This is a genomic window from Sphingomonas sp., from assembly GCF_019242355.1.
In the GTDB taxonomy this organism is placed as follows: domain Bacteria; phylum Pseudomonadota; class Alphaproteobacteria; order Sphingomonadales; family Sphingomonadaceae; genus Sphingomicrobium.
The window spans coordinates 1-25,328 of the sequence record NZ_JAFAVR010000013.1; the positions used below are offsets into that span (position 1 = coordinate 1).

The 25,328-nt window shown below is 66.6% G+C and carries 29 protein-coding genes and 1 pseudogene; 19 read left to right on the forward strand and 11 right to left on the reverse strand.

Features of this window, described 5'->3' with window-relative positions; all coding sequences use genetic code 11:
* The 12 genes and pseudogenes from ftsZ to tatC all read left to right on the forward strand — a co-directional run.
* On the forward strand, positions 1-1,116 hold a 1,116-nt coding region (gene ftsZ / locus JOZ79_RS00465), incomplete at its 5' end, for a cell division protein FtsZ (protein ID WP_294069076.1).
* 127 nt (positions 1,117-1,243) lie between these two features.
* Positions 1,244-2,506 carry a hypothetical protein gene (locus JOZ79_RS00470; protein WP_294069079.1) on the forward strand — a complete coding sequence of 421 codons (1,263 nt, stop codon included), beginning with the start codon at positions 1,244-1,246 and terminating at the stop codon, positions 2,504-2,506.
* Positions 2,493-3,656, forward strand: a complete 1,164-nt coding sequence (locus JOZ79_RS00475; RefSeq protein ID WP_294069082.1) for a deoxyguanosinetriphosphate triphosphohydrolase — start codon at positions 2,493-2,495, stop codon at positions 3,654-3,656. The genes JOZ79_RS00470 and JOZ79_RS00475 overlap by 14 nt, the downstream gene beginning before the upstream one ends.
* 46 nt (positions 3,657-3,702) lie before the next feature.
* Entirely contained in the window at positions 3,703-5,436 is a 1,734-nt protein-coding gene (gene argS / locus JOZ79_RS00480) for an arginine--tRNA ligase (protein WP_294069085.1), read from the forward strand.
* A gap of 2 nt (positions 5,437-5,438) precedes the next feature.
* A complete protein-coding gene (locus JOZ79_RS00485; protein WP_294069088.1) occupies positions 5,439-6,185 on the forward strand; it encodes a hypothetical protein in 747 nt (248 codons plus the stop codon).
* Positions 6,182-6,862: an SPOR domain-containing protein gene (locus JOZ79_RS00490; RefSeq protein ID WP_294069091.1), complete on the forward strand. Its 681-nt coding sequence runs from the start codon at positions 6,182-6,184 to the stop codon at positions 6,860-6,862. Before JOZ79_RS00485 ends, JOZ79_RS00490 begins: the two co-directional genes overlap by 4 nt.
* A 22-nt stretch (positions 6,863-6,884) precedes the next feature.
* Positions 6,885-7,895 (forward strand): beta-N-acetylhexosaminidase, encoded by a 1,011-nt coding sequence (nagZ, locus tag JOZ79_RS00495; protein ID WP_294069094.1) that lies wholly within the window; start codon positions 6,885-6,887, stop codon positions 7,893-7,895.
* A gap of 106 nt (positions 7,896-8,001) precedes the next feature.
* The gene (locus tag JOZ79_RS00500) at positions 8,002-8,760 is read left to right on the forward strand and encodes a ScpA family protein (protein WP_294069097.1); all 759 of its coding nucleotides are present in this window, start codon (positions 8,002-8,004) and stop codon (positions 8,758-8,760) included.
* Positions 8,760-9,326, forward strand: a complete 567-nt coding sequence (scpB, locus tag JOZ79_RS00505; protein ID WP_294069100.1) for an SMC-Scp complex subunit ScpB — start codon at positions 8,760-8,762, stop codon at positions 9,324-9,326. The genes JOZ79_RS00500 and scpB overlap by 1 nt, the downstream gene beginning before the upstream one ends.
* 23 nt (positions 9,327-9,349) lie before the next feature.
* Positions 9,350-9,493, forward strand: a pseudogene (gene tatA, locus JOZ79_RS00510) (twin-arginine translocase TatA/TatE family subunit); the annotation flags it as partial.
* Between the two features lie 186 nt (positions 9,494-9,679).
* Positions 9,680-10,099, forward strand: a complete 420-nt coding sequence (locus JOZ79_RS00515) for a twin-arginine translocase TatA/TatE family subunit (RefSeq protein ID WP_294069103.1) — start codon at positions 9,680-9,682, stop codon at positions 10,097-10,099.
* Positions 10,096-10,953 carry a twin-arginine translocase subunit TatC gene (tatC, locus tag JOZ79_RS00520; protein ID WP_294069106.1) on the forward strand — a complete coding sequence of 286 codons (858 nt, stop codon included), beginning with the start codon at positions 10,096-10,098 and terminating at the stop codon, positions 10,951-10,953. Before JOZ79_RS00515 ends, tatC begins: the two co-directional genes overlap by 4 nt.
* Before the next feature lie 129 nt (positions 10,954-11,082).
* Here the strand turns inward: tatC and JOZ79_RS00525 are convergent, their stop codons facing one another.
* Entirely contained in the window at positions 11,083-12,612 is a 1,530-nt protein-coding gene (locus tag JOZ79_RS00525) for a sensor histidine kinase (protein ID WP_294069109.1), read from the reverse strand.
* A 53-nt stretch (positions 12,613-12,665) separates the two neighbouring features.
* Positions 12,666-12,818, reverse strand: a complete 153-nt coding sequence (locus tag JOZ79_RS00530; protein ID WP_294069112.1) for a NepR family anti-sigma factor — start codon at positions 12,816-12,818, stop codon at positions 12,666-12,668.
* 341 nt (positions 12,819-13,159) lie between these two features.
* On the opposite strand from JOZ79_RS00530, the gene JOZ79_RS00535 reads away from it, so the two are divergent.
* The 3 genes from JOZ79_RS00535 to JOZ79_RS00545 all read left to right on the forward strand — a co-directional run bounded on the left by JOZ79_RS00535 (position 13,160) and on the right by JOZ79_RS00545 (position 14,908).
* Complete coding sequence (locus JOZ79_RS00535) at positions 13,160-13,960, forward strand: response regulator (RefSeq protein ID WP_294069115.1); 801 nt, start codon at positions 13,160-13,162, stop codon at positions 13,958-13,960.
* Positions 13,961-14,028: 68 nt separating this feature from the next.
* Complete coding sequence (locus JOZ79_RS00540; RefSeq protein ID WP_294069119.1) at positions 14,029-14,184, forward strand: hypothetical protein; 156 nt, start codon at positions 14,029-14,031, stop codon at positions 14,182-14,184.
* Positions 14,185-14,269: 85 nt separating this feature from the next.
* Positions 14,270-14,908: a sigma-70 family RNA polymerase sigma factor gene (locus JOZ79_RS00545; protein ID WP_294069122.1), complete on the forward strand. Its 639-nt coding sequence runs from the start codon at positions 14,270-14,272 to the stop codon at positions 14,906-14,908.
* Positions 14,909-14,939: 31 nt separating this feature from the next.
* Here the strand turns inward: JOZ79_RS00545 and JOZ79_RS00550 are convergent, their stop codons facing one another.
* Complete coding sequence (locus tag JOZ79_RS00550; RefSeq protein ID WP_294069126.1) at positions 14,940-15,122, reverse strand: hypothetical protein; 183 nt, start codon at positions 15,120-15,122, stop codon at positions 14,940-14,942.
* A 69-nt stretch (positions 15,123-15,191) separates the two neighbouring features.
* Between JOZ79_RS00550 and JOZ79_RS00555 the strand changes: the two genes are divergently transcribed.
* Together JOZ79_RS00555 and JOZ79_RS00560 are read left to right on the forward strand one after the other, a co-directional pair.
* Complete coding sequence (locus JOZ79_RS00555; RefSeq protein ID WP_294069129.1) at positions 15,192-17,879, forward strand: bifunctional [glutamine synthetase] adenylyltransferase/[glutamine synthetase]-adenylyl-L-tyrosine phosphorylase; 2,688 nt, start codon at positions 15,192-15,194, stop codon at positions 17,877-17,879.
* 1 nt (position 17,880) lies between these two features.
* The gene (locus JOZ79_RS00560; RefSeq protein WP_294069132.1) at positions 17,881-18,342 is read left to right on the forward strand and encodes a peroxiredoxin; all 462 of its coding nucleotides are present in this window, start codon (positions 17,881-17,883) and stop codon (positions 18,340-18,342) included.
* A gap of 3 nt (positions 18,343-18,345) precedes the next feature.
* On the opposite strand, the gene JOZ79_RS00565 is transcribed toward JOZ79_RS00560, so the two are convergent.
* The 8 genes from JOZ79_RS00565 to JOZ79_RS00600 form a co-directional block, all read right to left on the reverse strand.
* Positions 18,346-19,779, reverse strand: a complete 1,434-nt coding sequence (locus JOZ79_RS00565; RefSeq protein WP_294069135.1) for a M20/M25/M40 family metallo-hydrolase — start codon at positions 19,777-19,779, stop codon at positions 18,346-18,348.
* Between the two features lie 87 nt (positions 19,780-19,866).
* Entirely contained in the window at positions 19,867-20,160 is a 294-nt protein-coding gene (locus JOZ79_RS00570; protein WP_294069138.1) for a hypothetical protein, read from the reverse strand.
* The gene (locus JOZ79_RS00575) at positions 20,157-20,477 is read right to left on the reverse strand and encodes a YbjQ family protein (protein ID WP_294069141.1); all 321 of its coding nucleotides are present in this window, start codon (positions 20,475-20,477) and stop codon (positions 20,157-20,159) included. The genes JOZ79_RS00570 and JOZ79_RS00575 overlap by 4 nt, the downstream gene beginning before the upstream one ends.
* Positions 20,478-20,506: 29 nt before the next feature.
* Positions 20,507-21,613 carry a cell division protein ZapE gene (zapE, locus tag JOZ79_RS00580; RefSeq protein WP_294069144.1) on the reverse strand — a complete coding sequence of 369 codons (1,107 nt, stop codon included), beginning with the start codon at positions 21,611-21,613 and terminating at the stop codon, positions 20,507-20,509.
* Complete coding sequence (locus tag JOZ79_RS00585) at positions 21,610-22,107, reverse strand: PaaI family thioesterase (protein ID WP_294069147.1); 498 nt, start codon at positions 22,105-22,107, stop codon at positions 21,610-21,612. The genes zapE and JOZ79_RS00585 overlap by 4 nt, the downstream gene beginning before the upstream one ends.
* Positions 22,104-22,880: a succinate dehydrogenase iron-sulfur subunit gene (locus JOZ79_RS00590; RefSeq protein ID WP_294069150.1), complete on the reverse strand. Its 777-nt coding sequence runs from the start codon at positions 22,878-22,880 to the stop codon at positions 22,104-22,106. Before JOZ79_RS00590 ends, JOZ79_RS00585 begins: the two co-directional genes overlap by 4 nt.
* A gap of 114 nt (positions 22,881-22,994) precedes the next feature.
* The gene (locus JOZ79_RS00595) at positions 22,995-23,408 is read right to left on the reverse strand and encodes a hypothetical protein (RefSeq protein ID WP_294069152.1); all 414 of its coding nucleotides are present in this window, start codon (positions 23,406-23,408) and stop codon (positions 22,995-22,997) included.
* Between the two features lie 117 nt (positions 23,409-23,525).
* Positions 23,526-23,858, reverse strand: a complete 333-nt coding sequence (locus JOZ79_RS00600) for a hypothetical protein (RefSeq protein ID WP_294069154.1) — start codon at positions 23,856-23,858, stop codon at positions 23,526-23,528.
* 222 nt (positions 23,859-24,080) lie between these two features.
* Between JOZ79_RS00600 and mdh the strand changes: the two genes are divergently transcribed.
* Together mdh and JOZ79_RS00610 are read left to right on the forward strand one after the other, a co-directional pair.
* Entirely contained in the window at positions 24,081-25,043 is a 963-nt protein-coding gene (mdh, locus tag JOZ79_RS00605; RefSeq protein ID WP_294069157.1) for a malate dehydrogenase, read from the forward strand.
* Between the two features lie 10 nt (positions 25,044-25,053).
* Positions 25,054-25,328 (forward strand): hypothetical protein (locus tag JOZ79_RS00610; RefSeq protein ID WP_294069160.1); only part of this gene is annotated, 275 nt, incomplete at its 3' end.

Genomic DNA, 25,328 nt, shown 5'->3' on the forward strand with positions numbered 1-25,328 from the left:
GACGAAATCCGCGATCAGCTTGCTGGCGCTCACATGGTGTTCGTGACGGCTGGGATGGGCGGCGGCACGGGAACGGGCGCGGCGCCGGTCATCGCCTCCACGGCGCGCGACATGGGCATCCTCACCGTCGGCGTCGTCACCAAGCCCTTCCATTTCGAGGGCCAGCGCCGAATGCGGGTCGCCGACTTGGGCATCAGCGAGTTGCAGAAGGCGGTCGATACCCTGATCGTCATTCCCAACCAGAACCTGTTCCGCCTCGCCAATTCGGACACGACCTTCAAGCAGGCGTTTGAAATGGCCGACGAGGTCCTCCAGCAAGGCGTTCGCGGCATCACCGACCTGATGGTCATGCCCGGCCTCATCAACCTCGACTTCGCCGACGTCCGCTCGGTGATGAGTGAGATGGGCAAGGCGATGATGGGCACCGGCGAGGCCGACGGCGACATGCGCGCCATCGAAGCGGCCGAAAAGGCCATCTCCAACCCGCTGCTCGACGGCGTGTCGATGCGCGGCGCCAAGGGCGTGATCATCTCGATCACCGGCGGCGAGGACATGCGCCTGATGGAGGTCGACGAGGCCGCCAGCCACATCAAGGAGCTGGTCGACCCGGACGCAAACATCATCTGGGGCTCCGCGTTCAATAACGATCTCGGCGGCAAGATCCGCGTGTCGGTCGTTGCCACCGGAATCGAGGCCGATGCCTCGGCCCAGCCGGCCCCTGCCAAGGTGTTCAGCTTCCCGAAGACGAGCTCTCCCATCACCAAGAGCGCGCCGCAGACAGCGCCTTCGCTCGACCAGGACGAGGCGCTTCCGGAGACGGCGTCCGGTGAGGGCGATGATGAGCTTGTGCTCGACAGCGACGACATCCTGACGCAACCGGTCGGCAGGCCGCCGATCGCTCCGCCGGCGGACGAGGACATCGCTCCCCTTCCAGCGGCAGCGGCCGGCGCAACGACCGGGAGCGGCTCGGGCGGTGGCACCCTGTTCGAGCGTATGTCGAACATCGCTCGCGGCGCTCCCAAGGCGCAGCTCGACCCGACGGACGACGAAGGTCGCACGACGGGTGAGTCGGGCATCGACATCCCGCGCTTCCTGAACCGCCAGAGCAACCAATAGCTCCGTAGCTGGCGGGGCCCGGCTCATCGGCCCGCCTGCACGGCTCGCCGTAAAGCCCGCTTAGGGCAAGGTTCGCGCAAGAAACTCTTCGCCTAATGGGAGAGTGATGCGGGGAAAATCCAGTCTCTTGATACGCTTGGCGGCGGCCGTCGGCCTGTGCCTTGGACTTGCCGCGCCGGGCTCGGCCGCCATGGTTCAGCAGGCCTACGGCTATTCCGCGCCGCAGCCCGAGACTCCAGATGCTGTGCTCGAGCGCTGCGTCCGGACCCTGGCTTCCAACCCGACCGACTTCACATCGCTGATCTGCGCCGGCAAGTCGGCCGTCGCGGTCGGCGATCCCTCCGCTGCGGCCGGCTTCTTCGCGAGGGCCGACGAGGTGAACCCCCGCAGCCCGCTGCCTCAGGCGGGAATGGGGGCGGTTGCCGTCGCCAATGGCGATGCCCGGGCTGCGATGCCCTATTTCACCCGCGCCCTGCAGCTGGGCGCGACCGCCGCCAGCATCGGTGCGGACCGCGGCCTCGCCTATGACCTCATGGGCATGCAGACCCAGGCCCAGGCCGACTATCGGGCGGCGTTGAGCAGCCCTGACGCCAATGAGGCGCGGCGCCGGCTTGCGCTCAGTCTCGCGATTAGCGGCGACCGCTCCGGCGCGTTGCAAACCCTTGCTCCACTTGCCGCCAACCGCGATCCGGCGAGCGGCCGGGCCCGCGCCTTCGTTCTCGCCCTTACCGGTGACACCAGTGGCGCGATGGCCGCGACCGACGCGGCAATGCCCGGCAGCTGGTCCAGTGCCGGCCCGTTCCTGCAGAGGCTCGCCGGTCTCCAGCCTGCTCAGAAGGCCGCCGCGGTCAACCTTGGGATCTTCCCGGATTCGTCAGGCGCCAGCCTGGCCTCTGCTGCTCCGTCGAGGTCCTACCCGGTGCCGGCCTACAGCACCGCCCCTGCTCGCAGCTCAGTTCCGACCACGGATCGCCTCGCGGGTATCGACGAGTTGCTGCGAGCCTCACCGGCGCCCGCCGCGCCCGCATCCCCGCCAGTCGCCCAGTTGCCGCCACCACCCGCCCCGCGGATTGCCTATAACCTCCCGGTTGCGAGGACGACGGCAACGAGTACCGCGCCGCGCATCTGGCTGCAGCTTGCGAGCGGGACCGATCCTGCGTCGTTCCCGGCCGAGTTCCGTCGGATGAAGTCGCGCGGCCCTGATGTCTTCGAGGGCATTCGCGGCTATGTATCGAGCTCGCCCGACCGCTCGCGGCTGTTGATCGGACCCTTCCACAGCACCGGCGACGCCCGGACCTTCGCCGACGACCTCGAGCAGATCAACATCAACGCTTTCAGCTGGACGAACAGCCCGGGCGACACCATCGTGCCGCTCGATGACGCCAGCTGACGCGCTCGCCGCCCAACCATCGCAATCGCGCGGGCGGCTTCATGACGAGGGCAAGTCGGGTCCGCGCGGCCCCCGGGACATCTTCCAGCGCGACCGCGACCGGATCGTCCATTCGGTTGCCTTCCGCCGCCTGCGCCACAAGACCCAGGTGTTCGTCGCGCCCGACGGCGACCATTACCGGGTTCGCCTGACCCACAGCCTCGAAGTCGCCCAGATCGGCCGGACGATCGCCCGCGCGCTTGGCCTTAACGAGGATCTCACCGAGGCCTTGTGTCTGGCCCATGACCTCGGTCATCCCCCGTTCGGCCACGCCGGCGAGGAAGCGCTCGATTCCGCTCTCGCCGACGCCGGCGGCTTCGACCACAACGCTCACGCCATTCGGCTCGTGACCCGTCTCGAAACGCCTTATCCAGGGTTCGACGGCCTCAATCTCAGCTGGGAGATGCTCGAAGGCCTCGCCAAGCACAACGGTCCGGTGACAGCGCCCACCTGGGCGACGGCGGAAGCGGATGCCGAGTGGCCGCTGGAACTCGGCAGCTGGCCGAGCCTCGAGGCCCAGGTCGCGGCGATCGCGGACGACATTGCCTATGACAATCACGACATCGACGACGGGCTCCGCTCCGGCATCCTGCAGTTCGACGATCTGCTCCAAGTACCGATGGTCGCTCGTCACTGGGAAGCGATCGAGGAACGATATCCCGGCGTTGCGCCCGACAAGCGGCAACGCGCGCTGGTTCGCGACATGATCGGCGCCATGGTCGGCGATGTTCTTGCCGAGACCCGGCGGCGGATCGCGGAATCAGGCGTGGAAACGCTCGACGATGTGCGTTTCGCCGGCCGTGCGCTGATCGGCTTCTCGGACGGTTTCGCTGCCGAGGAGCGCGCGCTCAAGCGCACCCTCTATGCAAGGCTCTACGGCTCGCCCCAGCTGGACCAGGTGCGCGAGGAGGCCCAGCGCGTCGTTTCGAACCTCGCCGCCGGCTACCGGGCCGACGCCGGCCTGTTGCCCGATGCGTGGCGCGGGGCCGGGGAACGAACTCAGCAGCTTCGCACCGTCGGCGACTTCATCGCCGGAATGACCGACCGCTTCGCAATCGCCCGCCACGAAGAGCTGGTCGGCCCGGTCGAGCTCGCCCGTGACCGCTTCTGACCCCTGACGGGTGACGCCCGCGCCGTTGCACGCTAGAGGCCGCGCGATGTCGCTTTACGCCCAATATTCCTCGCTACTCGACGGAGTCCTCGACGAACTTGTTCTCGACGGCGTGCTGCCGGACGGTCTCGATCGCCGCAACGTCACCGTCGAGCCGCCCCGGGACCCGTCGCATGGCGACCTCGCCACCAACGCTGCAATGGTGCTTGCGAAGTCGGCGCGCACCAATCCGAGGGCGCTTGCCGAAGCTATCAAGCCGAAGCTCGAAGCGCTCCCGACCGTGACGTCGGTCGAGGTTGCCGGCCCCGGCTTCCTCAACCTCCGGCTGCAACCGGACTCCTGGCGTGACGAGCTTCGCTCCATACTTCGTGAGGGCGAGGGCTATGGGTTGTCCCGGGCGGGCGCGGGCCAGCGGGTCAATGTCGAATATGTTTCCGCCAATCCGACGGGACCGCTGCATATGGGCCATTGCCGCGGGGCGGTCGTCGGCGACAGCCTGGCGCGGCTGCTCGAGGCGGCGGGATTCCGGGTGACGAAGGAATATTACGTCAACGATGCCGGCGGCCAGGTCGATACGCTCGCCCGCTCGGTGCACTTGCGATATCGCGAAGCGCTCGGCGAGGATGTCGGCGACATCCCCGACGGCATGTACCCTGGCGAATACCTGAAACCGGTCGGTGTTCTTCTCGCCTCGGAGCATGGCGGGAAATATGCTCATGCGCCGGAGGCCGAGTGGCTCCCGCTGTTTCGCGAGGCGGCGATCGCGGCGATGCTCGACCTTATCCGGCATGACCTCGGGCTACTCGGCATCCATCACGACCTGTTCGCGTCCGAGGCGGAGACCCAGCGGACCGGCGCGGTCGAACGCGCGGCCGACGTGCTGCGCGGCAAGGGCCTCGTCTACGAGGGTGCGCTCGATCGTCCCAAGAGCCTCGACCCGCACGACGAATGGGAGCCCGTCGAGCTGACCTTGTTCCGGTCGAGCCAGTTCGGCGACGACCAGGATCGGCCGCTCAAGAAGTCGGACGGCAGCTGGACCTATTTCGGCGCCGACGCCGCCTACCACCTGCAGAAGGCGGAGAACGCCGACCATCTCGTCAACATCTGGGGCGCGGACCATGCCGGTACCGTCAAGCGCGTGCAGGCCGCGGTCACGGCGCTGACCGACGGTCGCGTCGATCTCGACGTCAAGCTGGTGCAGATGGTGCGGCTGTTCCGCGCCGGTGAGCCGGTCAAGATGTCGAAGCGCGCCGGGGACTTCATCACGCTTGCCGATGTGGTCGGCGAGGTCGGCAAGGACGTGGTCCGTTTCATGATGCTGACCCGCCGGGCGGATGCGCCGCTCGACTTCGATTTCACGAAGGTTGTCGAGGCGTCGAAGGACAATCCGGTCTTTTATGTCCAATACGCCCATGCGAGGATCAGCTCGCTCAGGCGCAAGGCCGCGGACGCGGGCGTCGATGTGGGGGCGCCGGCCGACTTGGCGCTTCTCGACGACGAGGAGCTGAATCTCGTCCGGCGCGCCGCGCAATATCCGCGCATCCTGGAGAGCGCCGCGCTTGCGCACGAGCCGCATCGGATTGCTTTCTATCTCTATGATCTCGCGGCCGAGTTCCATGCCCTCTGGAACCGCGGTAACGACGATCCCGGACGCCGTTTCCTCGTTGAAAACAATCCACAACTTTCTCGCGCGCGGCTGGAACTGGCTTTTGCGATCGGGCAAATTATCCGTAGCGGCCTTGCCCTGATGGGCGTTGCGGCCACCGAGGAGATGCGCTGACGATGACCGAAGCCGAAGGGGTGGTCGGCCTGGACAGGTTGCCGTGGCTCGCCGACGAGCCTCGCGTTCGCAAGGGCAGGAGCCGTGTCCTGCCCTCGGCCTTCGCAGCGATCCTGATCGTCGCCGCGGCTGCATACTGGCTCGGCATCGCCGTATTTCATCTCGCGACGCCGGCGGCGTTCCAGCCCGAACCGACGCTCCCCTCGGCGACCGTGCCATTGCCGCAGGCGCGGCCGGTGCTGCCGCCGCCGTTGCCGCAGCGGACCGAGCCGATCGAGCCCGTCGTCGCCGCCCCGATCGCCATTCCGGAGCCCAAGGCCGTCCATGCGCCGTCCGTGCAGCGGCTTAGCGTCAAGCGCGTCGTCGCCGCGGTGACGGACAGCCCGTCGGCGCCGAAGCTCGCTGATTCCTCCTCTGATGACGGGCCGATGCACATCATTCCGCAGCTGTGGCCGGTCCACGTGGTCGATGGTGCGTCTGGCCGTCTCATCCGGGTCGGCGCCTTCGCCAGCACTCACGAAGCGAAGAAGGGCTGGTCGGCGATCACCCACGTCAACCCCGCGCTCGAACATCTGCCGGCGCTGGTGGTCCCAGTCCGTTCGCTGCGCGACGGCGAGGTTTATTACCGGCTACAGATGGGCACGACCTCTCAGGCCCATTCGACCGTGCTGTGCCAGCGGATGCGGATGATTGCGCAGAGCTGCGTCGTCATCGGCCTTGGCGGTGAGGGTAGCGAGGTCGCGATTTGAGCGATCAGCGCTCGTCATATGAAGAGCAATTGCCGTGGCTTCAGTCGGTTGACGACGAGGACGAGCCGCGCGGCGTGTCCGCCCGCAAGATGCTGGCCGCGCTCGGTGTGGTTGTGCTCGCGGTGGTGCTGGTCGGGGTCGCCTTTTTCTGGATCGGCCGCCGCGGCGCGGAAGTGAGCGGGCCGCCAGAGCTCATCAAGGCCGACCCCACACCTTACAAGGTGCGACCGCCCAATCCTGGCGGGCTCGACATCGCGGGCGAGAGCGAGACCGCATTTGAGACCAGTGCCGGCCAGGATACGGACGCTCAGCTCGATATGAGCAAGGTGCCGCAGGCCGAAGGCGGACCGCCGCCGGCGCCGCCAAAGCCGCAGCCCGGCCAGCCCGCAGCGACCGTGCCCGAAGCGCCCGCCCAGCCGGTCGCAACCCCGCAGCCCAAGGCCACCGGCGGGACCGGCAGCATCGTTCAGCTCGGCGCCTTCCAGAACCGCGCGCAGGCGGAGCGGGCCTGGACCGCGCTCTCGACCCGCTTCGGCTCCGTCGCCGCACTCAACAAGATGATCGTGCCGTTCCCGGGCGGCATCCGTCTCCGCGCCGGCGCCGCATCGCCCGCCGACGCGAAGCAAGTGTGCGACACGCTCAAGGGAGCGGGCGAGAATTGCTTCGTCGCCCAGTGAACCAGCGAGGGTCGGGCAGGCGGTGACCCAGGCGGCGATCTATGGGCTCGCGGGGACCGAGCTTTCCCGCGACGAGCGCATCTTCTTCCGCTCCGCCCAGCCGGTCGGCTTCATCCTGTTCCGCCGCAATTGCGAGACGGCAGAGCAGACGCTCCGGCTGACCCAGTCACTGCGCGAGATTGCGGGCAACGACAACGTTCCAATCCTGATCGACCAGGAAGGGGGGCGCGTGGTCCGGATGCGCCCGCCGGAATGGCCCGCGTTTCCCGCCGCCGAGCGGTTCGCGCAGCTCTACGCGATCGCACCCATGTCGGCGATCGAGGCGGCGCGCTCCAACGCCCGGGCAATTGCACTCACCCTTCGCGCCAGTGGCATCAACGTGAACTGCCTCCCGATGCTTGACGTCCGCCAGCCCGGCGCCAGCGACATCATCGGCGACCGCGCCCTGGGGTCCGACCCGATGCAGGTCGCGGCGCTCGGCCGCGCGATGCTCGACGGCATGGCCTCGGCCGGCGTTGTCGGCGTGATCAAGCATCTCCCCGGCCACGGCCGCGCCCTGGTCGACAGTCACAAGGAGCTGCCCGTCGTCACCGCGAGCGCCGAGGAGCTCGAGGTCGACCTCGAGCCATTCGAGCGCCTGTCCCACGCGACGATGGGAATGGCGGCGCACGTCCTCTACACGGCCTGGGACACGGATCGTCCCGCAAGCCAATCGCCCACGGTGATCGCTGACATCATTCGGCACCGGATCGGCTTCGACGGTTTTCTCATGAGCGACGACAGCAACATGGGAGCCTTGACCGGCAGCCAGGGCGAGCGGGCGGCGGCATGTGTCGCTGCCGGCTGCGATGTCGCTCTGCCGTGCAACGGCGTGCTCGCCGACAATATCGAGGTCGCAAAGGCGGTTGGCGATCTGTCGCCCGAGGGCGCGGAACGGCTCGCAAGGGCAATGGCGGGCACGATGGTCGACGGCGACGGTCCGGACCTCGCGGAATCGCTGGCTAAGCGCGACACGCTGCTTGCGCTTGCCTGAAAAAGCCGGCGCTTCGTCGCCGGCCGTCGTCGGCGCGCTAAGTTATCCACAAATGACTGTGCGGCGGCCTTCGCAGCGCCGCGGCTGACGGTTAGTCTCCGGCTCCGTGGACGAGGACGACTTCGAGGAGCTGCCGCTTCGCCAGTCCGACGAGCTGACTCTATCCCTGGACGGCTGGGAGGGGCCGCTCGACCTTCTCCTGAACCTCGCTCGGGCGCAGAAGGTCGACCTTGCGCAGATCTCGATCCTCGAGCTGGTCGAGCAGTACCTGACCTATCTCAGCGAGGCCCGCGCGCTGAAGCTGGAGATCGCGGCCGACTATCTGGTCATGGCGGCATGGCTCGCCTACCTCAAATCCTGCCTGCTGTTGCCCAAGGACCCGCAGCAGGACCCGAGCCCCGAAGAGATCGCCATGCGCCTGCAGCTTCGGCTGCAGCGGCTGGATGCGATGCGCGATGCCGGAGCCCGGCTGCTCGGCCGCGACCGGATCGGCCGGGACGTGTTCCTGCGCGGCAATCCGGAGGGGCTGCGGCTGGTTCGGCGAGCCGCCTGGCAACTCCGCGACTTCGATCTGTTCGCAGCGTACGGCGCAGTCCGCGCGCGCACCGCGCCCGCAATGCACGTCGTTCACGCCCGCGCCGTGATGACCCTGGAAGAAGCGATCGAGCGCGTCGAGCGGATGATCGGCCAGGCCCTCGACTGGACGTTCCTCGAGACATTCCTTCCGTCCAGCCAGGATCCGAAGTTCCGCCGCTCGGCACTGGCGTCGAGCTTCGTCGCGGCACTTGAGCTGGCGCGGCGCGGCCGGCTCGATATCGCCCAGGAAGAGGCCTTTGCCCCCATCCGGGTCAAGGTCGCTGCCTGATGGATGAGCTGGTCCGCGCGATCGAGGCGACATTATTCGCGTCCGCCTCGTCGCTAACGGTCGACGAGCTGGCTGAGCATGTCGGCGAGGGCGAGGTCGCGGCCGCGCTGGCGACGCTCAAAACGCACTACGAGGGCCGCGGGATCGAGCTGGTCGAGCGCGGCGGGCGCTGGCATTTCCAGACCGCCCCGGACCTGGCGCATCTCCTTCGCCGTACGCGCGAGGAGCCGCGGCGACTGTCGCGCGCGGCGACCGAGACCCTCGCGATCATCGCCTATCATGAGCCGGTCAGCCGCGCCGAGATCGAGGCGGTGCGCGGCGTCCAGATCTCCAAGGGCACGCTCGACGTGCTGATGGAGGCGGGTTGGGTCAGGCCCGCGGGCCGCCGAGAGGGTCCGGGCCGGCCGCTCCTTTATGCGACGACGCAGGAATTCCTGACGCATTTCGGGCTTGGCTCGCGCCGCGACCTGCCCGGCATCGACGACCTCAAGGCCGCCGGCCTGCTCGATCCCCTCGACGACGCGCTTCTCCAGCTTCAACTGGAAAGCGGAGACGAGGACGTCTAAATAGCCGCCAAAGGAGTTTCCCCATGGGCGGTCTCAGCATCTGGCATATCCTCATCCTCGCGATCATCTTGCTGCTTCTCTTCGGCGGCAATCGCTTCTCGTCGATGATGGGCGACGTCGCCAAGGGCCTGAAAAGCTTCAAGCAGGGCATGTCCGACGAGGACGAGGACAAGCGCCGCGACTATGATCGCGACCGCCGGTACGACGAGCAGCGCCGCAACGAGCCGCCGCGCCAGCTTCCGCGCGACCAGGTCCGGCCGCAGGAGCCGATCGACGTCACTCCGCGGGCCGCCGATCCCGTCGCTTCGCCACCGCCCGCGCGAGACGACGAAATCCGCTAAGCCCGCTCCGCCATGTTCGGCTTCGACTCCGCCGAGATCGCGATCATCGCGGTGCTCGCGCTCATCTTCATCGGCCCCAAGGAACTGCCGAGAGTGATGCGCACCGTCGGCTATTGGGTCGGGCGCGTGCGCGGAATGGCGCGGCACTTCACGTCGGGCATCGAGAACATGGTCCGCGAGGCCGAGCTCGAGGAGCTTGAGCGCAAGTGGCGCGAGGACAATGAGCGGATCATGCGCCAGCATCCGCCCGAGGCGCATTATCCGGAGCCGGGTGCTCCCGATACAATGCCGCCCGTCCGCGAGGCGCCGCCGGTTGCTGAACCGCCGCCGCCCGAGCCGCCGGCTGCAGTCGAAAGCGCGGAGCCGTCGTTGCCGTTCGACGAGACTCAGGCCGCCGATCGGGTCCCGGTCGAGCAGCGGCCCCTGCCGTGAAGGACATCGACGACACCAAACAGCCGTTGCTCGAGCATCTGATCGAGCTCAGGCGCCGTCTTCTATGGTGCCTGGTAACGCTCGTCGTTGCCTTCGTCATCTGCTACCATTTCGCTCGCGAAATCTTCGCGATCCTCGTCCAGCCCCTGCTTCGCGCGGGCCAGGGCAAATTGATCTACACCGACGTGTTCGAGGCCTTCTTCACGCAGGTGAAAGTGGCCCTTTTCGCGGCGCTGATGCTGAGTTTCCCGGTCATCGCCACGCAATTGTGGCGGTTCGTGGCGCCGGGGCTGTACGCGAAGGAAAAGAACGCGTTCCTGCCGTTCCTGCTGGCGACGCCCGTTTTCTTCGCTGCCGGCGCCTGCTTTGCCTATTTCGTCGCGATGCCCTGGGCGCTGCACTTCCTGCTGAGCTTCCAGGGCAATGTCGGGGGCATTCAGCAGGAAGCACTTCCGGGCGTCGCCAATTACCTGGACCTCGTCACCCATTTCCTGTTCGGCTTCGGCCTCGCCTTTCTGCTGCCGATCCTGCTGATGATCCTGGAGCGTGCCGGAATCATCACGCGCGAACAGCTCGCGCGCTCACGGCGCTACGCGATCGTCGCGTCGGCGATCGTCGCCGGCATTCTGACGCCGCCCGATGCCTTGTCGATGATGATGCTGATGGTGCCGCTCTACGGGCTGTACGAATTCGCGATCCTGGCGATCCGCATCACCCACTGGCGTGCGGCCCGCCGTGCCGCGCGGTCCGGTGCAGTTGGCTCAAACTCGGCGGTTGTTGAGGAGGCCCAGACAAGAGAGGGCCCGGAAGCGCCACCGGGGGGGGGGAGGGTTGGCGGTTCCGGGCCCATTTGATCGGATAGCGAGAGCGGGGGGGCAAAAGGTCACTATCCGAGGTGCACAACGCAGCATTTTCGCGATGAGTTCCGCTTATCTCCCGCCACCTGAAACATTTTTTTGGCCGCGGGCGTAACGAAAGCGGCGCTATTGCCGGTCGGGAAACACCGGAAGATCAACACTGTATCGGCCGAAGCGGCGGTCCAATGGCGAGCGCAGCTGCTTGGCGAGGCCGCCGACGACACGCTCGAACTGCGCCTTCACGGCGTCGCCTTCCTCGTCGGGAACGAGTACCGGGCTGCTGATCGACAGCCGGGCCGTCAGTTCGCTCGCCCGGCGCAGCGTGACCTCGACCGGCTCATCGGGGCAGCGAAGCATTGCGAACTCGATGATCTCTGTCACCAGGAAGGCGACCGCGACGCCGACATCCTGGGTCGTGAAAACGCCGTCCACCGCAAGCTCGATCTCGAGCCCCCGGGCCGATTCCGGAGCGCTTGCGCGAAGCTCGGACGTTAGCTCGTTCAACAAGGTGCGAAGGCCGATTCCGCGATTTTCCTCCATCTCCGCGAAATGGTTGCGATGGACGATCGACAGCGCCCCAACGCGCCGCCCAATGCCCGCATAGGCCGCTCGCGCGTCGGGCGTTCCCGCCGAGCGGCCGTGAATGTTGAGCAGCGACGCGACAACCTGCAGGTTGTTCTTCACCCGGTGATGAACCTCGCGGACGAGCCGCCGTTGCCCGTCCAGCGCGGCCGCCATGTCGCGCTCCGATTCGTCCACCCTGGCGGTGGCGCGTCCAAAGGATGCGCTCAGTTCCTGGATTTCGCGAGACGGGCCGAACTTGTGCGGCAGGTGCAGCTCGCGTCCTGGCTCATACTCGCTGACTGCGCCTTGCAGGTGACGTAGCGGCCGGATCAGCAGCCTCGTGACCAGCAGCCAGGTCACCAGCGCAGCGAGGATCCACATCAGCACCGGCAGTAGGAGGACAAGGCGATCGGCCGTACTGATCCGCTCGACCGCGGTCCCGACCCGGGCAACGATGCTGCCGCCCGCGATCGGCCAGTTCGTGACCGACATGCTGCTGCTTGGCGCCGGGCCGAGCACTCGAAGCTCGCGGCCGTCCTCCGACAGGACGAGCGACTGGATCATCCCGGTCTGGAGCCCGGCCGTGCGCAATTCGGCAATCGGGATGATGGCAGTCGCCATGCCGCCGATGACGCCAGTGCGGACAGCGACCCCGTCATTCGCCGCATCGATGCTGACCCGGATGTCTCCCGGAGCAACCAGCGGCAAGGCGGTGCTGTCGCCGATATCCCCGCCGGAGCACAGCCGTCTGCCATCCGCCGTCTCGATCTCGAAACGATGCGACACGGCTGGCGCAATCGCCAGCGATCGCAGGGCTCGCTCGCATGCTCCGTCCTGCCCGTCGGCAAGCGCCCCGTTGGCCGCGATTCGGAGCGCTAGCGCGTTGCGGGCGATCAGGCTTTCGACGTTACCGGCAGCGATACGCTCCTGGTCCTGAACTCGGCCGACGAGCGCACCGTTGGCCTGCCGAATCCCGTTGCCGGCAAACCAGGTGAGTGCAATTCCGATCGGCAGGAGTACCGCGGTGAGGATCAGCAGGAGCTTGGCCGCAGTGGGCAGGCCCTCGAAGCGTCTGCTTAGCGCCGTCAGCATTCGCGGCTCAGCATTGGGCAGTCAGCACCTGGAAACCCAAGTGACGCGCAGTTTCAGCTGAGCTTGCCGAGCAGGTCCAGGAATTCGTTCGGGACGCTTTCGCGCAGAGTGTCGTCATAGACAGTACGCAACGCGCGCCCGACATCGGCGGGGCGCTGCTTGCGACCTTTCTTTTCGGGACTCGCTGGGACCTTGGGCGTATCCATTTGTCGCGCCCGGTCCGGCTTGCCTCGATCCTTGCCACTCAACCTCTCGTCCCCCCTCGCGCGGGCAACGGCGCGTCATACAAAGCTGCACCGAACGCGCAACGCCCATTCTCGCGCCCGTCCGGAGCCGATACGCGGAAAGCCGACCGCCGCGGTACCTCACGCATCGCAGCTTGCCGGCCCGGACGGGGAAACCAAATCGCCGGTCCTTTGTTCCAGACGCAATTCACTTCTCTGGGGGGCGCAAGACAGCCAGGCGCCGAACGATCCTTCCAGGGTTGCAACAATCCGGGTGCGCCGTCATTGACGCCGCAAACCAATTCCAGGGAGAGATTTCACTCATGTCGCTTGGCCAGGAACTCGCTCCGCATTTGCCGTTTCTGCGTCGCTACGCTCGCGCGCTGACCGGGAGCCAGACCCACGGCGATGCATTCGTGCGCGCAACCCTAGAGGCGATCGTCGCCAAGCCGGACGAGTTCCCGCGCGACGTCGATCCCCGCCTGGGGCTCTACAAGACCTTTCACGCCATCTGGTCGACCGCGAATATCGAGGAAGGTGAGGAACCCTCGCGCAGCCTCGCCGGCGCCGAGAGCATTGCGCATGCCCGTCTTTCGAGAATCACTCCGCTGTCGCGGCAGGCGCTGCTCCTGACCTCGCTCGAGGGCTTCTCGTCCGAGGACACCGCCTACCTGATCGGCGCCAGCCCGAGCGACGTCGATTCCCTGGTCGCCGAGGCACTCGACGAGATCGAGCGCCAGACGCTCGCCGACGTTCTCATCATCGAGGACGAGCCGATCATCGCCATGGATATCGAGACCATCGTCCGCGACCTCGGCCACAATGTCACCGGCGTTGCGGTCACGCGTGACGAAGCGGTAGCCCAGGCGCGGCAGAGCCCTCCGGGACTGGTCCTCGCCGACATCCAGCTCGCCGACGATTCGAGCGGGATCGATGCCGTGCGCGATATCCTCGCCGAATTCTCGGTGCCCGTGATCTTCATCACCGCCTTCCCGGAGCGGTTGCTGACCGGGACTCGACCCGAGCCGACCTTCCTCATCACCAAGCCGTTCCAGCGATCGACGGTGAAGGCGGCGATTGCGCAGGCCCTGTTCTTCGATGCGGCGACGGTTCCCGCCGGCTGATCGCGGCGGAACACCGCTGGAATCGGGGCGTTGGCCGATGGAACAGAAGATTTCGTGACGGGAAGATAATGGCCGAGCAGCGTCAATCCGAAGCCCCGGTGGTGGAGACGACCACCGAAGCAAGAGCGGGGTCGACTCCCGGCGTTGCCCGTAACGTCCTCATCTTCGGGACGTTGCTGGTCATCGTGGCGTTTATAATCATCGTCTTGGTTATGCGCTCCTGAACACTATCTTTCGTAGCGATCGCTGTTCATCGTCGGTTTAGCAGCGGCCCGGCATCGGCGGGCTGCTTGAAGGGTGGGGTGTATTTTGAGCGACGAGGACACAGAGGAAGGCCCGGAGGAGATTCGGCCGGAGCCGGTTCCGCTCTCGGACCCCGAGTTCAAGGAGCAGCTCGCCTCGGTCATCCCCCATCTGCGCGCGTTCGGCCGCTCCCTGTCGGGAAGCCGCGACCTTGCCGACGATCTCGTGCAGGAGACGCTCCTGAAGGCCTGGGCGGCGCGCAAGCGCTTCCAGGCCGGCACCAACATGCGCGCCTGGACCTTCATCATCCTGCGCAACCTGTTCCTCAGCCAGATGCGCCGCGCGCGCTTCAAGGGCGAGTGGGACGACATCACGGCCTCCAAAATCCTGGCGGCACCGGCGAGTCAGGATCGGCACGTCGAACTGGCCGACATGCAGCGGGCGCTTCTCCATCTGCCGCAGCCGCAACGCGAGGCGCTGATCCTCGTCGGTGCCGGCGGCTTCGCTTATGAGGAGGCGGCGGAAATCTGCGGTTGCGCGGTCGGAACGATCAAGAGCCGCGTCGCTCGCGGCCGGGTCGCGCTGGAACAGCTGCTGTCGAGCGGCAAGCTGCCGTCGCGCCGCCAGTACAAGACGGACCCGGACAAGTCGGCTCTTCAGTCGATCATGGGCGAAGTCGACGACCTCAGCCGCGACCACAATTAGGCGTTACCCAGGCGGTCGCAGTGGCCGCCGGTCAGTTCAGGCGGCGCAGCAAGTCCGCGAAATCGCGATCGCAAGGCTCCGTGGCCGCCGCCTCGAAGGCACGGCGGAGCGCGGCTGTGATGCCGGCATGCGTCGGCACGAGATCGACCCGGATCATCTGGCGATCCATCGAATCCATCTCTGTGCGGGCAACGGACTGACGTTCAAACTTCATTTCCTCCGGAAACGACCGACGGCCGCGGGAAGTTTCCTGCTGCCGTATTTTCGGCAATGAGGGAGGGCCGTGACCGTGACGCCGCCTCCCGCCCTCGATCGACACGAAGCGCTTACGCGAGCGCAGCGATATTCACCGTTCCTTCGGGCAGCGATCGATGCGGTTCCGGGCGTTGCCGCTGCCTTCCTCGATCATGGCGCCCAAGCAGCCGTGGAGGCCGCCCTCGCCGCGCAGGCGCCCGGCGTCGATGCGGAGCTTCGCCGGCGGCGCCAGGGGCTGGCGCTTGGGGTCGCGCTAGGCGATCTTGCCGGCGAGCTATCTCTGGAGCAGGTGACGAGGCTGCTGTCGGACTTTGCCGACCAGGCCATCGATCGTGCGGTCGCGACGGCCATCGAGGAGCGGATCCCGGGGGCGTCAAGCAAGGGCTTCGCCGTGATCGCCATGGGCAAGCTCGGCAGCCACGAGCTCAATTATTCCTCCGACGTTGACCTGCTGCTGCTGTTCGACCCGGACCGTCTCGCCCGGCGTCCGCGCGACGAAGCGTCCGAGGCCGCCGTCCGGATCGGTCGTCGGATCATCGAGATCCTGCAGAAGCGCACGGCCGACGGCTACGTTGCGCGCGTCGACCTGAGACTGAGACCCTCGGCCGAGGTCACGCCGATCGCCCTGTCGGTCAATGCCGCGATCTCTCATTATGAATCGAGCGCCCTGTCGTGGGAACGCGCCGCCTTCATCCGCGCACGCGCCTGCGCGGGTGACATCGCGCTTGGCGAACGCTTCCTCGGCGCCATCCAGCCATTCGTCTGGCGCCGCTCGCTCGACTTCGGCGTGATCGAGGAAATCCGCGAGATTTCGGCCCGAATCCGTGACCATTATGCGCAAGGAGCGCGGCTCGGCCCCGGTTACGACCTGAAGCGCGGCCGCGGCGGCATTCGCGAGGTCGAGTTCTTCACGCAGATCCAGCAAATGATCCACGGCGGCCGAGAGCCCGCGGTGCGCGCACCGGCGACGATCGACGCGCTGGCCGCACTGGAACACGCCGGTCGTCTCGACCGGGACGACGCGGCGGCTCTGGCCGAAACCTATCGCCTGCTCCGGACCGTCGAGCATCGCGTGCAGATGGTCGAGGATGCACAAACCCATCTCCTGCCGCAGCAATGGGAGTCGCTCGACGCGCTTGCCGGCCTGTGCGGCGTGACGGACGGCCAGGCGCTGATCGAGCTGCTGCACCCTCACGTCGAGCGTGCGGAAGCCTTGTTCGATTCGCTTGCTCCGGATCGCGAGGGGCGTTTGTCCAACGACCCGGCTCTCCTGGAGGATGAACTGCGTGCGCTCGGTTTCGCAGACGCTGAACCAGCGGTCCGGCGGATCGCCGACTGGCGTTCGGGAAAGGCGCGGTCGCTGCGCTCCCCGCCGGCGCGCACTGCGTTCGAAGCGATGCTGCCCGGGCTGCTGCGAGCGGTTGCCGCCGGGCCGGACCCGGAGCGCGCCCTCAATCGATTCAGCGATATCGTCGAGAAGCTGTCGAGCGGGATCAACCTCTATCGGCTGCTCGAGGCGCGGCCACCATTGGCCGAGCGGCTCGCCCTCATCCTGACCTACGCGCCGCCGCTAGCGGACATGCTCGGCAGGCGCCCGGATCTCCTTGACGGGCTCATCGACGAATCCAGCTTCGCTCTTCGGCCCGAGCCGGATGCAATGGCTGATCGGCTCAGGTCGAGCATGGCTGCCGAAAGCTATGACCGCGCGCTCGACCGCGCCCGGCATGTGATCAACGAGCGCCGGTTCGCGCTCGGCGTGCAGCTGATCTCGGGGCACGCCGATCCGCTCGACCTCGCGCTCGGCTACAGCAATGTCGCGGAGGGGACGGTGGTCGCCCTCGCCGGCGCAGCCGCGGAGGAGTTTGCCCGCACGCACGGCTGGATCGATGGCGGCGAGCTGATGATCCTGGCTTTGGGCCGGCTCGGCGGGCGAGCTCTCACTCACGCGTCCGACCTCGACATCATCTATCTCTACGACGCGCCCGGCGGTGCGATGTCCGATGGTGCCCGGCAACTGACGGCGACCGATTACTACAACCGCCTCGCCAACCGGGTCAGCGCTGCGCTCAGCGTCCCCACCGCCTCGGGCCCGCTCTACGATATCGACACCCGGCTTCGCCCGCAGGGCGCGCAGGGCATGCTTGCGGTCTCGCTTCAGGGCTTCCTCGACTATCAGCGCGGCGAGGCCTGGACCTGGGAGCATATGGCGCTCTGCCGAGCGCGGCCGATCCACGCCTCACCGGGTCGGAAGGAAGCGCTCGAGACCGGTATCGAGACTATCCTCCGGCTGCCTCGCGACCCGTCGAAGGTCCGGACCGATGCCGCCGGGATGCGGGCCGAGATGGCGCGCCACAAGCCGCCGTCCGGACCGCTCGACATCAAGCTCGGCGAAGGCGGGCTCGTCGATCTCGAGTTCGCGGTGCACACGCTGCAGCTGATCCACGGCGTCGGGCTCGACCCGCGTCTCGAATATGCGATCGCGGGTCTCGCTGCCGCGGGGCTAATGGATGTGGGCTTCGACGCGGACTTGCGGCTGCTCAGCCGGATGCTGGTCGTAATGCGCCTCGTTGCGCCCGGCAGCAACGAGCCGCCCGACCGCTCAAGGCCGCTGGTCGCGAGCCTGTGCGGCCGTCGCGATTGGGACTCGCTGCTTGAAGCTCACACCGCGGCGCGGCAGAGGATCGCCCAACTCTGGCGGCAGGTGAGGGAGGGCTGAAATGATCGGCGAAGGCGATACGGTACCAGCGATCGTCGCAACGGCAAGCAATGGCAGCAGCCTTGACCTATCGTCGCCCGGCCGGCCGCTGGTCCTATATTTCTACCCCAAGGATGACACCTCGGCCTGCACTCGCGAGGCGCAGGACTTCACCGCTCTTGCCAGCGACTTCGCCAACGCCGGCGTCACCGTTCTCGGGGTCTCCCGCGATCCGATGAAGAAGCACGAGAAGTTCATCGACAAATATGCGCTCGAGGTGCCGCTGGTGTCCGACGAGGATGGCCGCATCTCCGACGCGTTCGGCACCTGGGTTCAGAAGTCCATGTACGGCCGCAAATACATGGGGATGGAGCGCGCAACCTATCTGATCGGCGCGGACGGCCGCGTTCTCAAGGCGTGGCGCAAGGTGAAGGTACCCGGCCACGCGCAGGAGGTGCTGGAGGCTGCGAAAGCCGCAGCCTGACGTTTAACTCGCGAGGGCCTTGATCAGCATCTCCCAGTGCAGCACGTCGTCGTACATCGCGCTCACCGGAAGGCGCTCATCGAGCCCGTGCGCGCGGTCGTCCAGCGGCGAAATGCCCCAGCTGCCGTCGACGTCGTACACGGGAATGCCCTTGGCCCGGAAGAACGAGCCGTCGCTGGCCCCGGCCTGCATGACCGGGAATACGTGCATTTGCGGGCCGTGGAAGTGCTGGATCGCGGCGGTCACCGCATTGAGGACGTCCGGCCGCAGCGGCGATGAGGGGGTCGGCACGCCAATATAGTTGGGGTCCGGCCGCACCTCGACCTTAGGTCCTGCCATCTTCTGCAGCTCGGCCTGCACCGCGACGGGCTGGACGCCGGGCATGATCCGGCAATTGACGGTCGCCGTCGCGCTTTGAGGAAGGGCATTGTCGGCGTGGCCGCCCGACAGCATGGTCGCCACGCAGCGGGTGCGCGTCAGCCCAAGATCGATCGGGCTCGCCTCGACGATGTCGGCGTCCTTGCCGTCATTCGGGTTCGCGAGCCAGGCGCGGATGGAATTGCCGAGCGCGCTGCCGCCTTCCTCGCGGGCCCGCTCCTCGAAATAGCCGCGATTGGCGGGGTTCAACGTCGGCTGGAACCGATATTTGCGTAGCTTCTCCAGCGCGTCCGCGAGATCGTAGATCGCATTGTCGGGACGCGGACGGCTGCTGTGCCCGCCGGGGTTGTGGGTCGTGAACAGGTAGGTCTGGAAGGTCTTCTCGGCGATCGAGATGCCGCAGCCCAGGGGCCGGAAGTTCGCATCGTAGGAGGCGCAGCCGCCGTCGGCATTGAGCCCGAACTCGGCGTCGGTGAGGTTGCGCCAGGTGCTTGCGCCAAGTGTCGCGCCGCGGCCTTCGGTTTCCTCGTCGCCGCTGTAGAAGAAGATCACGTCGCGGTCGGGCTTGAATCCTTCGGACATCAGCTTGACCGCGCCCATCATGGTTGCGACGTCGCCGTTCTTCATGTCGCTGGTGCCGCGGCCGTAGAAATAGCCGCCTTCCTCGCGGAACACGAACGGGTCGTATTTCCAGTCGGATCGCTTGGCCTCGACAACATCCATGTGGCCGAGGATCAGCATCGGCTTCTTCGTCGCGTGGGGCGATCGCCAGCGGACGATCAGCGCCTCGGTCTTGTCGCCGGGCAGCCCCTCATAGGGCATGAAGTGGATGTCGGAGTCGGGGATCCCGGCGGCGCGGAACTGGTCGGCAAGCAGCTTGGCAACGGCCGGCACTTGGCCGCGGTTGTGAACCGACGGAATCTCGATTGCCTGCTTGAACACGGCGCGGGTCCTGGCCTGCCAGACGGGGTCGAGCTGCGAGGGCACGGTGCGCGGGTCGACGGCGGCCGCGGCGGTGGTGGAGACAACAGCCGCCAGGGCAAAAGCGAGAAAGCGCATCGAGGCTCCTATGGGACGAGTTCGGCGCAACGCTAGCGGCGCACGGTTCATCGTCAAGGAGCGAAGATTGCCTTCCGGCCGCGGCCTCTACTTCGGCTCCGCATCGGCGACATAGCGGCGCTCGCCGGTCGCGGGATCGAACCAGACCGTGACGATCTGACCGGTCTCGGGATCGACGAAGCGCTCGTCCGTCGGGCGGAGGCGGGCGCCGGTCGGGCGGCGTGAGGGCGCTCCGTAGGCGCGCTCGACCAGACTCGTGATCAGCGCGAGGACGCCGATGATCAGGATCATCGGGTTGTGGACGGTGAACCACAGCGCGAGCCCTGCCACCAGCACCAGAACGCTGGCGGTCGTCGCCCACGGCCGCCAGTCGCCGCTCATTCCGTTTCGACCCGCACCGCGGTCCCGTAGGCGACGACTTCGCTCATGGTCTGGCCGATCTCGCCGGAATCGAAGCGCATCATCACCACCGCATTGGCGCCCATCGCGGTGGCGTTGGTGACCAGCCGATCGATGGCGTGGCGGCGCGTTTCCTCGACCAGCGCCGTATATTCCTTGATCTCGCCGCCGCCGATCGATCGGATCGCAGCCGCGAGGTTGCCGCCGATGCTTCGGCTTCGGACCACGACTCCGAAGACCTGGCCGAGCGCCTCGACGGTCTTGTGACCGGCGACATTCTCCGTGGTCGTGACAATCATGAAAGCCCCCTCTCTGCTCCGGGCGGAGGCTAGACCTTCCCGTGTCCACGCGCCAGATAGTCGGCGCTGCGCATCTCTTCGAGCCGGCTCGCGGTGCGCTGAAACTCGAAGCTGCCGTCGCCCGCGGGATAGAGACCCTCAGGCTCGGAGTCGGCAGCGGCGAGCAGCTTGACGTTATGCTCGTATAGCGCGTCGATGAGGGTGACGAAGCGCGCCGCCTCGTTGCGCATATCCCGGCTCATGACCGGAATGCCGACGATGATGATCGTGTGATAGCGCCGCGCAATGGCGAGATAATCGGCGGCTCCCCGAGCCTCTCCGCACAGGCGCTTGAACGAGAAGACGGCGACGCCCTTCAGGCTCTTGGGCACGTGCAGCATCCGCCCGCCGCCGACGTCGATCTCCTCGGCTGGCACCTTGGCGCGGTCCTCGACCGGATAATCGGTCAGCTGGAAAAAAGCTTCGCTCAGCGCCGTGGTTGCCTCGGGGCCATTGGGAACGTGCCAGACGTCGACGCCGGTCAGCCGCTCGAGCCGGTAGTCGGTTGCGCCATTGACCTCGGCGACAAGCATCCGTTTCTCGATCAGCTCGATGAAAGGCAGGAACAGCTCGCGGTTGAGCCCGTCCTTGTAGAGGTCGCGCGGCGGCCGGTTGGAGGTGGTGACGACCCTGACGCCTTCCTCCAGGAGCTTCCCGAACAGCCGCGACAGGATCATCGCGTCGGCCGGGTTGGTGACCTGCATCTCGTCGAAGCAGAGCAGCTTCGCCTCGACGGCGATCTGCTCGGCGACCGGTTCGATCGGGTCTCCGGCCTCGCTCTCGCGGGCCTTGCGGAGGCGCTCGTGGGTCTCGAGCATGAACTCGTGGAAGTGCACCCGGCGCTTGGGCTCGACGTCGATATGGGCGAAGGCCAAGTCCATCAGCATCGACTTGCCACGTCCGACCCCGCCCCAGAGATAGACGCCGGCAGGTCCCCTGCCGCCCGAGCCGAACAGGCGTGAGAACAGTCCGGGCTGGTCGTGCAGGCAAGCTGCCAGCCGGTCGAGCGCGCCAACCGCCTGTTGCTGGGCCGCATCAGGCTTGAGCTCGCCCGCTTTCAGCAGCCGGTCGTAAGCGGCCCTGACCGGCCCGGTCATGCCGAAGGGTTGCGTTCGCGGATGCGCTTCAGCGTGCCGGCGAAGCTGTAGCAGGGCTCTCCGTCCTGCCGGACCACGCCCTGCATGAAGGCCAGGCTGCGGGTCTGGCGGACCAGCTCGACCTCGGCCTCGAGCGGGGGCCCTGGGCGGCCGCGCGCAAGGAAATGTGTCGTGAGGTCCAGGGTCACGTAGTGCCCGCGCTGCATCCCGGCGCACAGGCCGCCAGCGAACAGCGACATGTCGATGAAGCTCATCACCGCGCCGCCATGGATCGAGCCGCCCATGTTCGTGAGTTGGTCGGTTGGGAAGATGCGAGTGCGGGCGCGGCCCTCTCCATCCGGCCTGAACAGCAGCCGCCCGGTCGCCGCGGCGAAGCTGCCGCGCGGGAAGTCGCCCCAGCTGAACCAGCCCTCGTGTTCGGCATCCGGCGTCGCGCCGACCGGAAGCCCGACATCCTCCATCAACTCGGAAGAGGCCTCATGCTGCTCGCTCACGCCGTCCGTTCGGCAATGAGCTTCTTGGTTTCCGCGATCGCCTTCGCCGGGTTCAGTCCCTTGGGACACACGTTGGCGCAGTTCATGATCGTGTGGCAGCGATAGAGGCGGAACGGATCCTCGAGATTGTCGAGCCGGTCGCCGGTCGCTTCGTCGCGGCTGTCGGCGAGCCAGCGATAAGCCTGGAGCAGGATCGCGGGGCCAAGGAACTTGTCCGCGTTCCACCAATAGCTCGGACAGCTCGTGGAGCAGCAGAAGCACAGGATGCACTCGTAGAGGCCGTCGAGCCTGGCCCTGTCCTCCGGTGACTGCAGCCGCTCTCGCGACGGCGCCGGGGTCGCGGATTTCAACCACGGCTGGATCGACGCATATTGGGCATAGGCGTGGGTCAGGTCTGGGACGAGGTCCTTGACCACTTCCATGTGGGGCAGCGGCGTAATCTGAACCTCGCCCTTGATGTCGGCGATGGCGGTCGTGCAGGCGAGGCCATTGCGGCCAGCCATGTTCATCGAGCACGATCCGCAGATGCCCTCGCGGCACGAGCGGCGGAAGGTCAGGGTCGGGTCGATCTCGTTCTTGATCTTGATGAGCGCGTCGAGGACCATCGGTCCCGTCTTGTCCAGGTCGATCGTGAAGCGATCGTAGCGCGGGTTGGCGCCGCTGTCGGGGTCGTAGCGGTAGATCTTGAACGTCTTCAGCCGCTTGCCCGCCTCGGCGGGGTGCTGGCGGCCCTTGGTGATCCTGCTGTTCTTGGGAAGCGTGAATTCGGCCAAGCTGAATGCTCCTTGCTTGGGGCGAGCCGCTAGCACGCGTCGGCAGGCTTTTCAAAAGTCGTGAAACTTCGGCAGGACCGGCCGCGGCGCCGATCGCCGCGGCCTCGCCGGCGTCTAGCGGAGCAGTGCGCCGATCACCTGCTCGATCAGCATGGTTCTGGGATCGACGGCATAGATGTAGCCGTCGCTGTAATAATATCGATACCGATCGCTCAGCCGATATTGGTGCCGAACTCGCCACGGAATGCGACCGTAGCTGTAGTAGACGGCGTATCCCGGATGGTATCGCTGGCCGCGAGCGAACCGGGCGTGATGGCGATGCCAGTCATGGCCGCGATGCCGGTCGTGATCGTGACGATAGTCGTGGCGGTCGCGGTCTCGCCGATGGTGCTCGGCACGCCCCTCCCAATGGCGTGCATGCTGGTGCGCGCGCTGCTGGTTGTGACGGTGGTCGTGCTTCTCACGCGCCGCCGCCGGGCCGCCAATCGCGAGCACTGTGGCGCCGGCGAGCAGGAAAATCGCTTTCATCTGGTCGTCCTTTCAGAGGGTCCTCGTCAGCCAACGTTCCCCGGCTCGATTGGTTACCTCCCAGCATGAAGGCCGCCCGGCATCGCCGGACGGCCTTCCAAGATGCTGTGACGTCGATCAGGGAACGGCGATGACGCGCGTCACGCGATAGGAATGCGGGTTGACGACGTAGATGTGCCCATTCTGGTTCACATAGCGCCAGTCGTGGTTCAGGTGGTACCGGGTGACGACCGGCTGCGGCAGCGTGCTGTAGTCGGTCCAGGCGTAGTTCGGCGCGAAGCGATAGCCGACGTTCCAGGCGCCGTCCCTGTCCCGGTGCCAACCGCGATGCCAGCCGTTGTTCCAGGCAACGCAGTGACCGTGTCGCCAGGCATGGCAATGGCGCGCTTCGGCAGGCACCGAGCTCATGGCAACGGCGGCTGCGCCCAGCGCCAGGATGGTCTTGATCATGAATCCTCTCCAATAAATCTTCGGACAGTTTGCAAACGAGCCGGGCGCGAGCGCAGTTGCGCGCTTCGCCGAAGGTTACACCCATTTAATCTTGGCCGCCGCGGCTTCCCCGCGGTTGCGGCATGAAGGTCACCTCGCTAATCGGGCGCCGCGCTCGACAAGCGGCGACTCCCATCCCCGGCCGCCGCTGCAGACAAACACGGAAAGGCTCAGACCCGGCTCATGGCTCGGAAGAAAATCGCGCTCATCGGCGCCGGAATGATCGGCGGCACCCTGGCTCACCTCGCGGCAATGCGCGAGCTTGGCGACATCGTCCTCTTCGACGTGGTCGAGGGCGTTCCCGAGGGCAAGGCGCTCGACATCGCCCAGGCCGGCCCGGTCGACGACTTCGACGCCAAGCTCAAGGGCACGTCCAACTACGCCGACATCGCCGGGGCGGACGTCTGCATCGTCACCGCCGGAATCCCGCGCAAGCCGGGCATGAGCCGCGACGACCTTTTGAAGACCAACCTGAACGTGATGAAGGCGGTCGGCGAGGGCATCAAGGCGAATGCTCCCAACGCCTTCGTCATCTGCATCACCAACCCGCTCGACGCGATGGTGTGGGCGCTTCGCGAATTCTCCGGCCTTCCGCACAACATGGTCGTCGGCATGGCCGGCGTCCTCGACAGCGCCCGCTTCCGCCACTTCCTCGCCGAGGAGTTCAGCGTCAGCGTAGAGGACGTCACCGCCTTCGTTCTCGGCGGCCACGGCGACACGATGGTCCCGGTCGTCGAATATTCGACCGTCGCCGGAATTCCGATCCCCGACCTCGTCAAGATGGGCTGGACGACGCAGGACAAGGTCGACGCCATCGTCAAGCGCACGCGCGGCGGCGGCGGCGAGATTGTCGCGCTGCTGAAGACCGGCTCCGCCTTCTACGCCCCCGCGACTAGCGCCATCGCGATGGCCGAGAGCTATTTGAAGGACAAGAAGCGCGTCCTCCCAGCGGCTGCGAACCTCACTGGGCAATATGGCGTCGACAATCTCTACGTCGGCGTTCCGGTCGTGATCGGCGCCGGCGGCGTCGAGCGCATCGTCGAGATCGAGCTCAAGGACGAGGCCAAGGCCAACTTCCAGGTCAGCGTCGACGCGGTCAAGGAGCTGCTGGCGGCCTGCAAGCAGATCGACGGAAGCTTGGCTTAGGACGGCTAGAATGCTCTCGCTGTTTCTCGCTCCGGTATTAGCCGGCCTGACGCCGAGCCAGGCAGCGTTCACTGCCTTCCAAATGGCATGCAGCAAAGGCGAGTTGAAGCTGGACCCTTCCGAAGCGAAGATAACGAGAACTCATCGCCGCTCGTGGTCCTGGCCGCTGAGCGAATGGGGTGACCCGACATCGGTGACGAAGATCGATCTGACTTATCCGAACGACACGACGATCGACATCGCCACTTATGACGCGAGGCTTCCGCAACAGATCGCGACAGCTTG

Coding starts and splice junctions, on each gene's coding strand:
- JOZ79_RS00475 (WP_294069082.1), top strand. CDS start 2,493: ATGACGCCAGCTGACGCGCTCGCCGCCCAACCATCGCAATCGCGCGGG.
- argS (WP_294069085.1), top strand. CDS start 3,703: ATGTCGCTTTACGCCCAATATTCCTCGCTACTCGACGGAGTCCTCGAC.
- JOZ79_RS00485 (WP_294069088.1), top strand. CDS start 5,439: ATGACCGAAGCCGAAGGGGTGGTCGGCCTGGACAGGTTGCCGTGGCTC.
- scpB (WP_294069100.1), top strand. CDS start 8,760: ATGGATGAGCTGGTCCGCGCGATCGAGGCGACATTATTCGCGTCCGCC.
- JOZ79_RS00515 (WP_294069103.1), top strand. CDS start 9,680: ATGTTCGGCTTCGACTCCGCCGAGATCGCGATCATCGCGGTGCTCGCG.
- JOZ79_RS00525 (WP_294069109.1), bottom strand. CDS start 12,612: ATGCTGACGGCGCTAAGCAGACGCTTCGAGGGCCTGCCCACTGCGGCC.
- JOZ79_RS00530 (WP_294069112.1), bottom strand. CDS start 12,818: ATGGATACGCCCAAGGTCCCAGCGAGTCCCGAAAAGAAAGGTCGCAAG.
- JOZ79_RS00535 (WP_294069115.1), top strand. CDS start 13,160: ATGTCGCTTGGCCAGGAACTCGCTCCGCATTTGCCGTTTCTGCGTCGC.
- JOZ79_RS00540 (WP_294069119.1), top strand. CDS start 14,029: ATGGCCGAGCAGCGTCAATCCGAAGCCCCGGTGGTGGAGACGACCACC.
- JOZ79_RS00550 (WP_294069126.1), bottom strand. CDS start 15,122: ATGAAGTTTGAACGTCAGTCCGTTGCCCGCACAGAGATGGATTCGATG.
- JOZ79_RS00560 (WP_294069132.1), top strand. CDS start 17,881: ATGATCGGCGAAGGCGATACGGTACCAGCGATCGTCGCAACGGCAAGC.
- JOZ79_RS00565 (WP_294069135.1), bottom strand. CDS start 19,779: ATGCGCTTTCTCGCTTTTGCCCTGGCGGCTGTTGTCTCCACCACCGCC.
- JOZ79_RS00570 (WP_294069138.1), bottom strand. CDS start 20,160: ATGAGCGGCGACTGGCGGCCGTGGGCGACGACCGCCAGCGTTCTGGTG.
- JOZ79_RS00575 (WP_294069141.1), bottom strand. CDS start 20,477: ATGATTGTCACGACCACGGAGAATGTCGCCGGTCACAAGACCGTCGAG.
- zapE (WP_294069144.1), bottom strand. CDS start 21,613: ATGACCGGGCCGGTCAGGGCCGCTTACGACCGGCTGCTGAAAGCGGGC.
- JOZ79_RS00595 (WP_294069152.1), bottom strand. CDS start 23,408: ATGAAAGCGATTTTCCTGCTCGCCGGCGCCACAGTGCTCGCGATTGGC.
- JOZ79_RS00600 (WP_294069154.1), bottom strand. CDS start 23,858: ATGATCAAGACCATCCTGGCGCTGGGCGCAGCCGCCGTTGCCATGAGC.
- mdh (WP_294069157.1), top strand. CDS start 24,081: ATGGCTCGGAAGAAAATCGCGCTCATCGGCGCCGGAATGATCGGCGGC.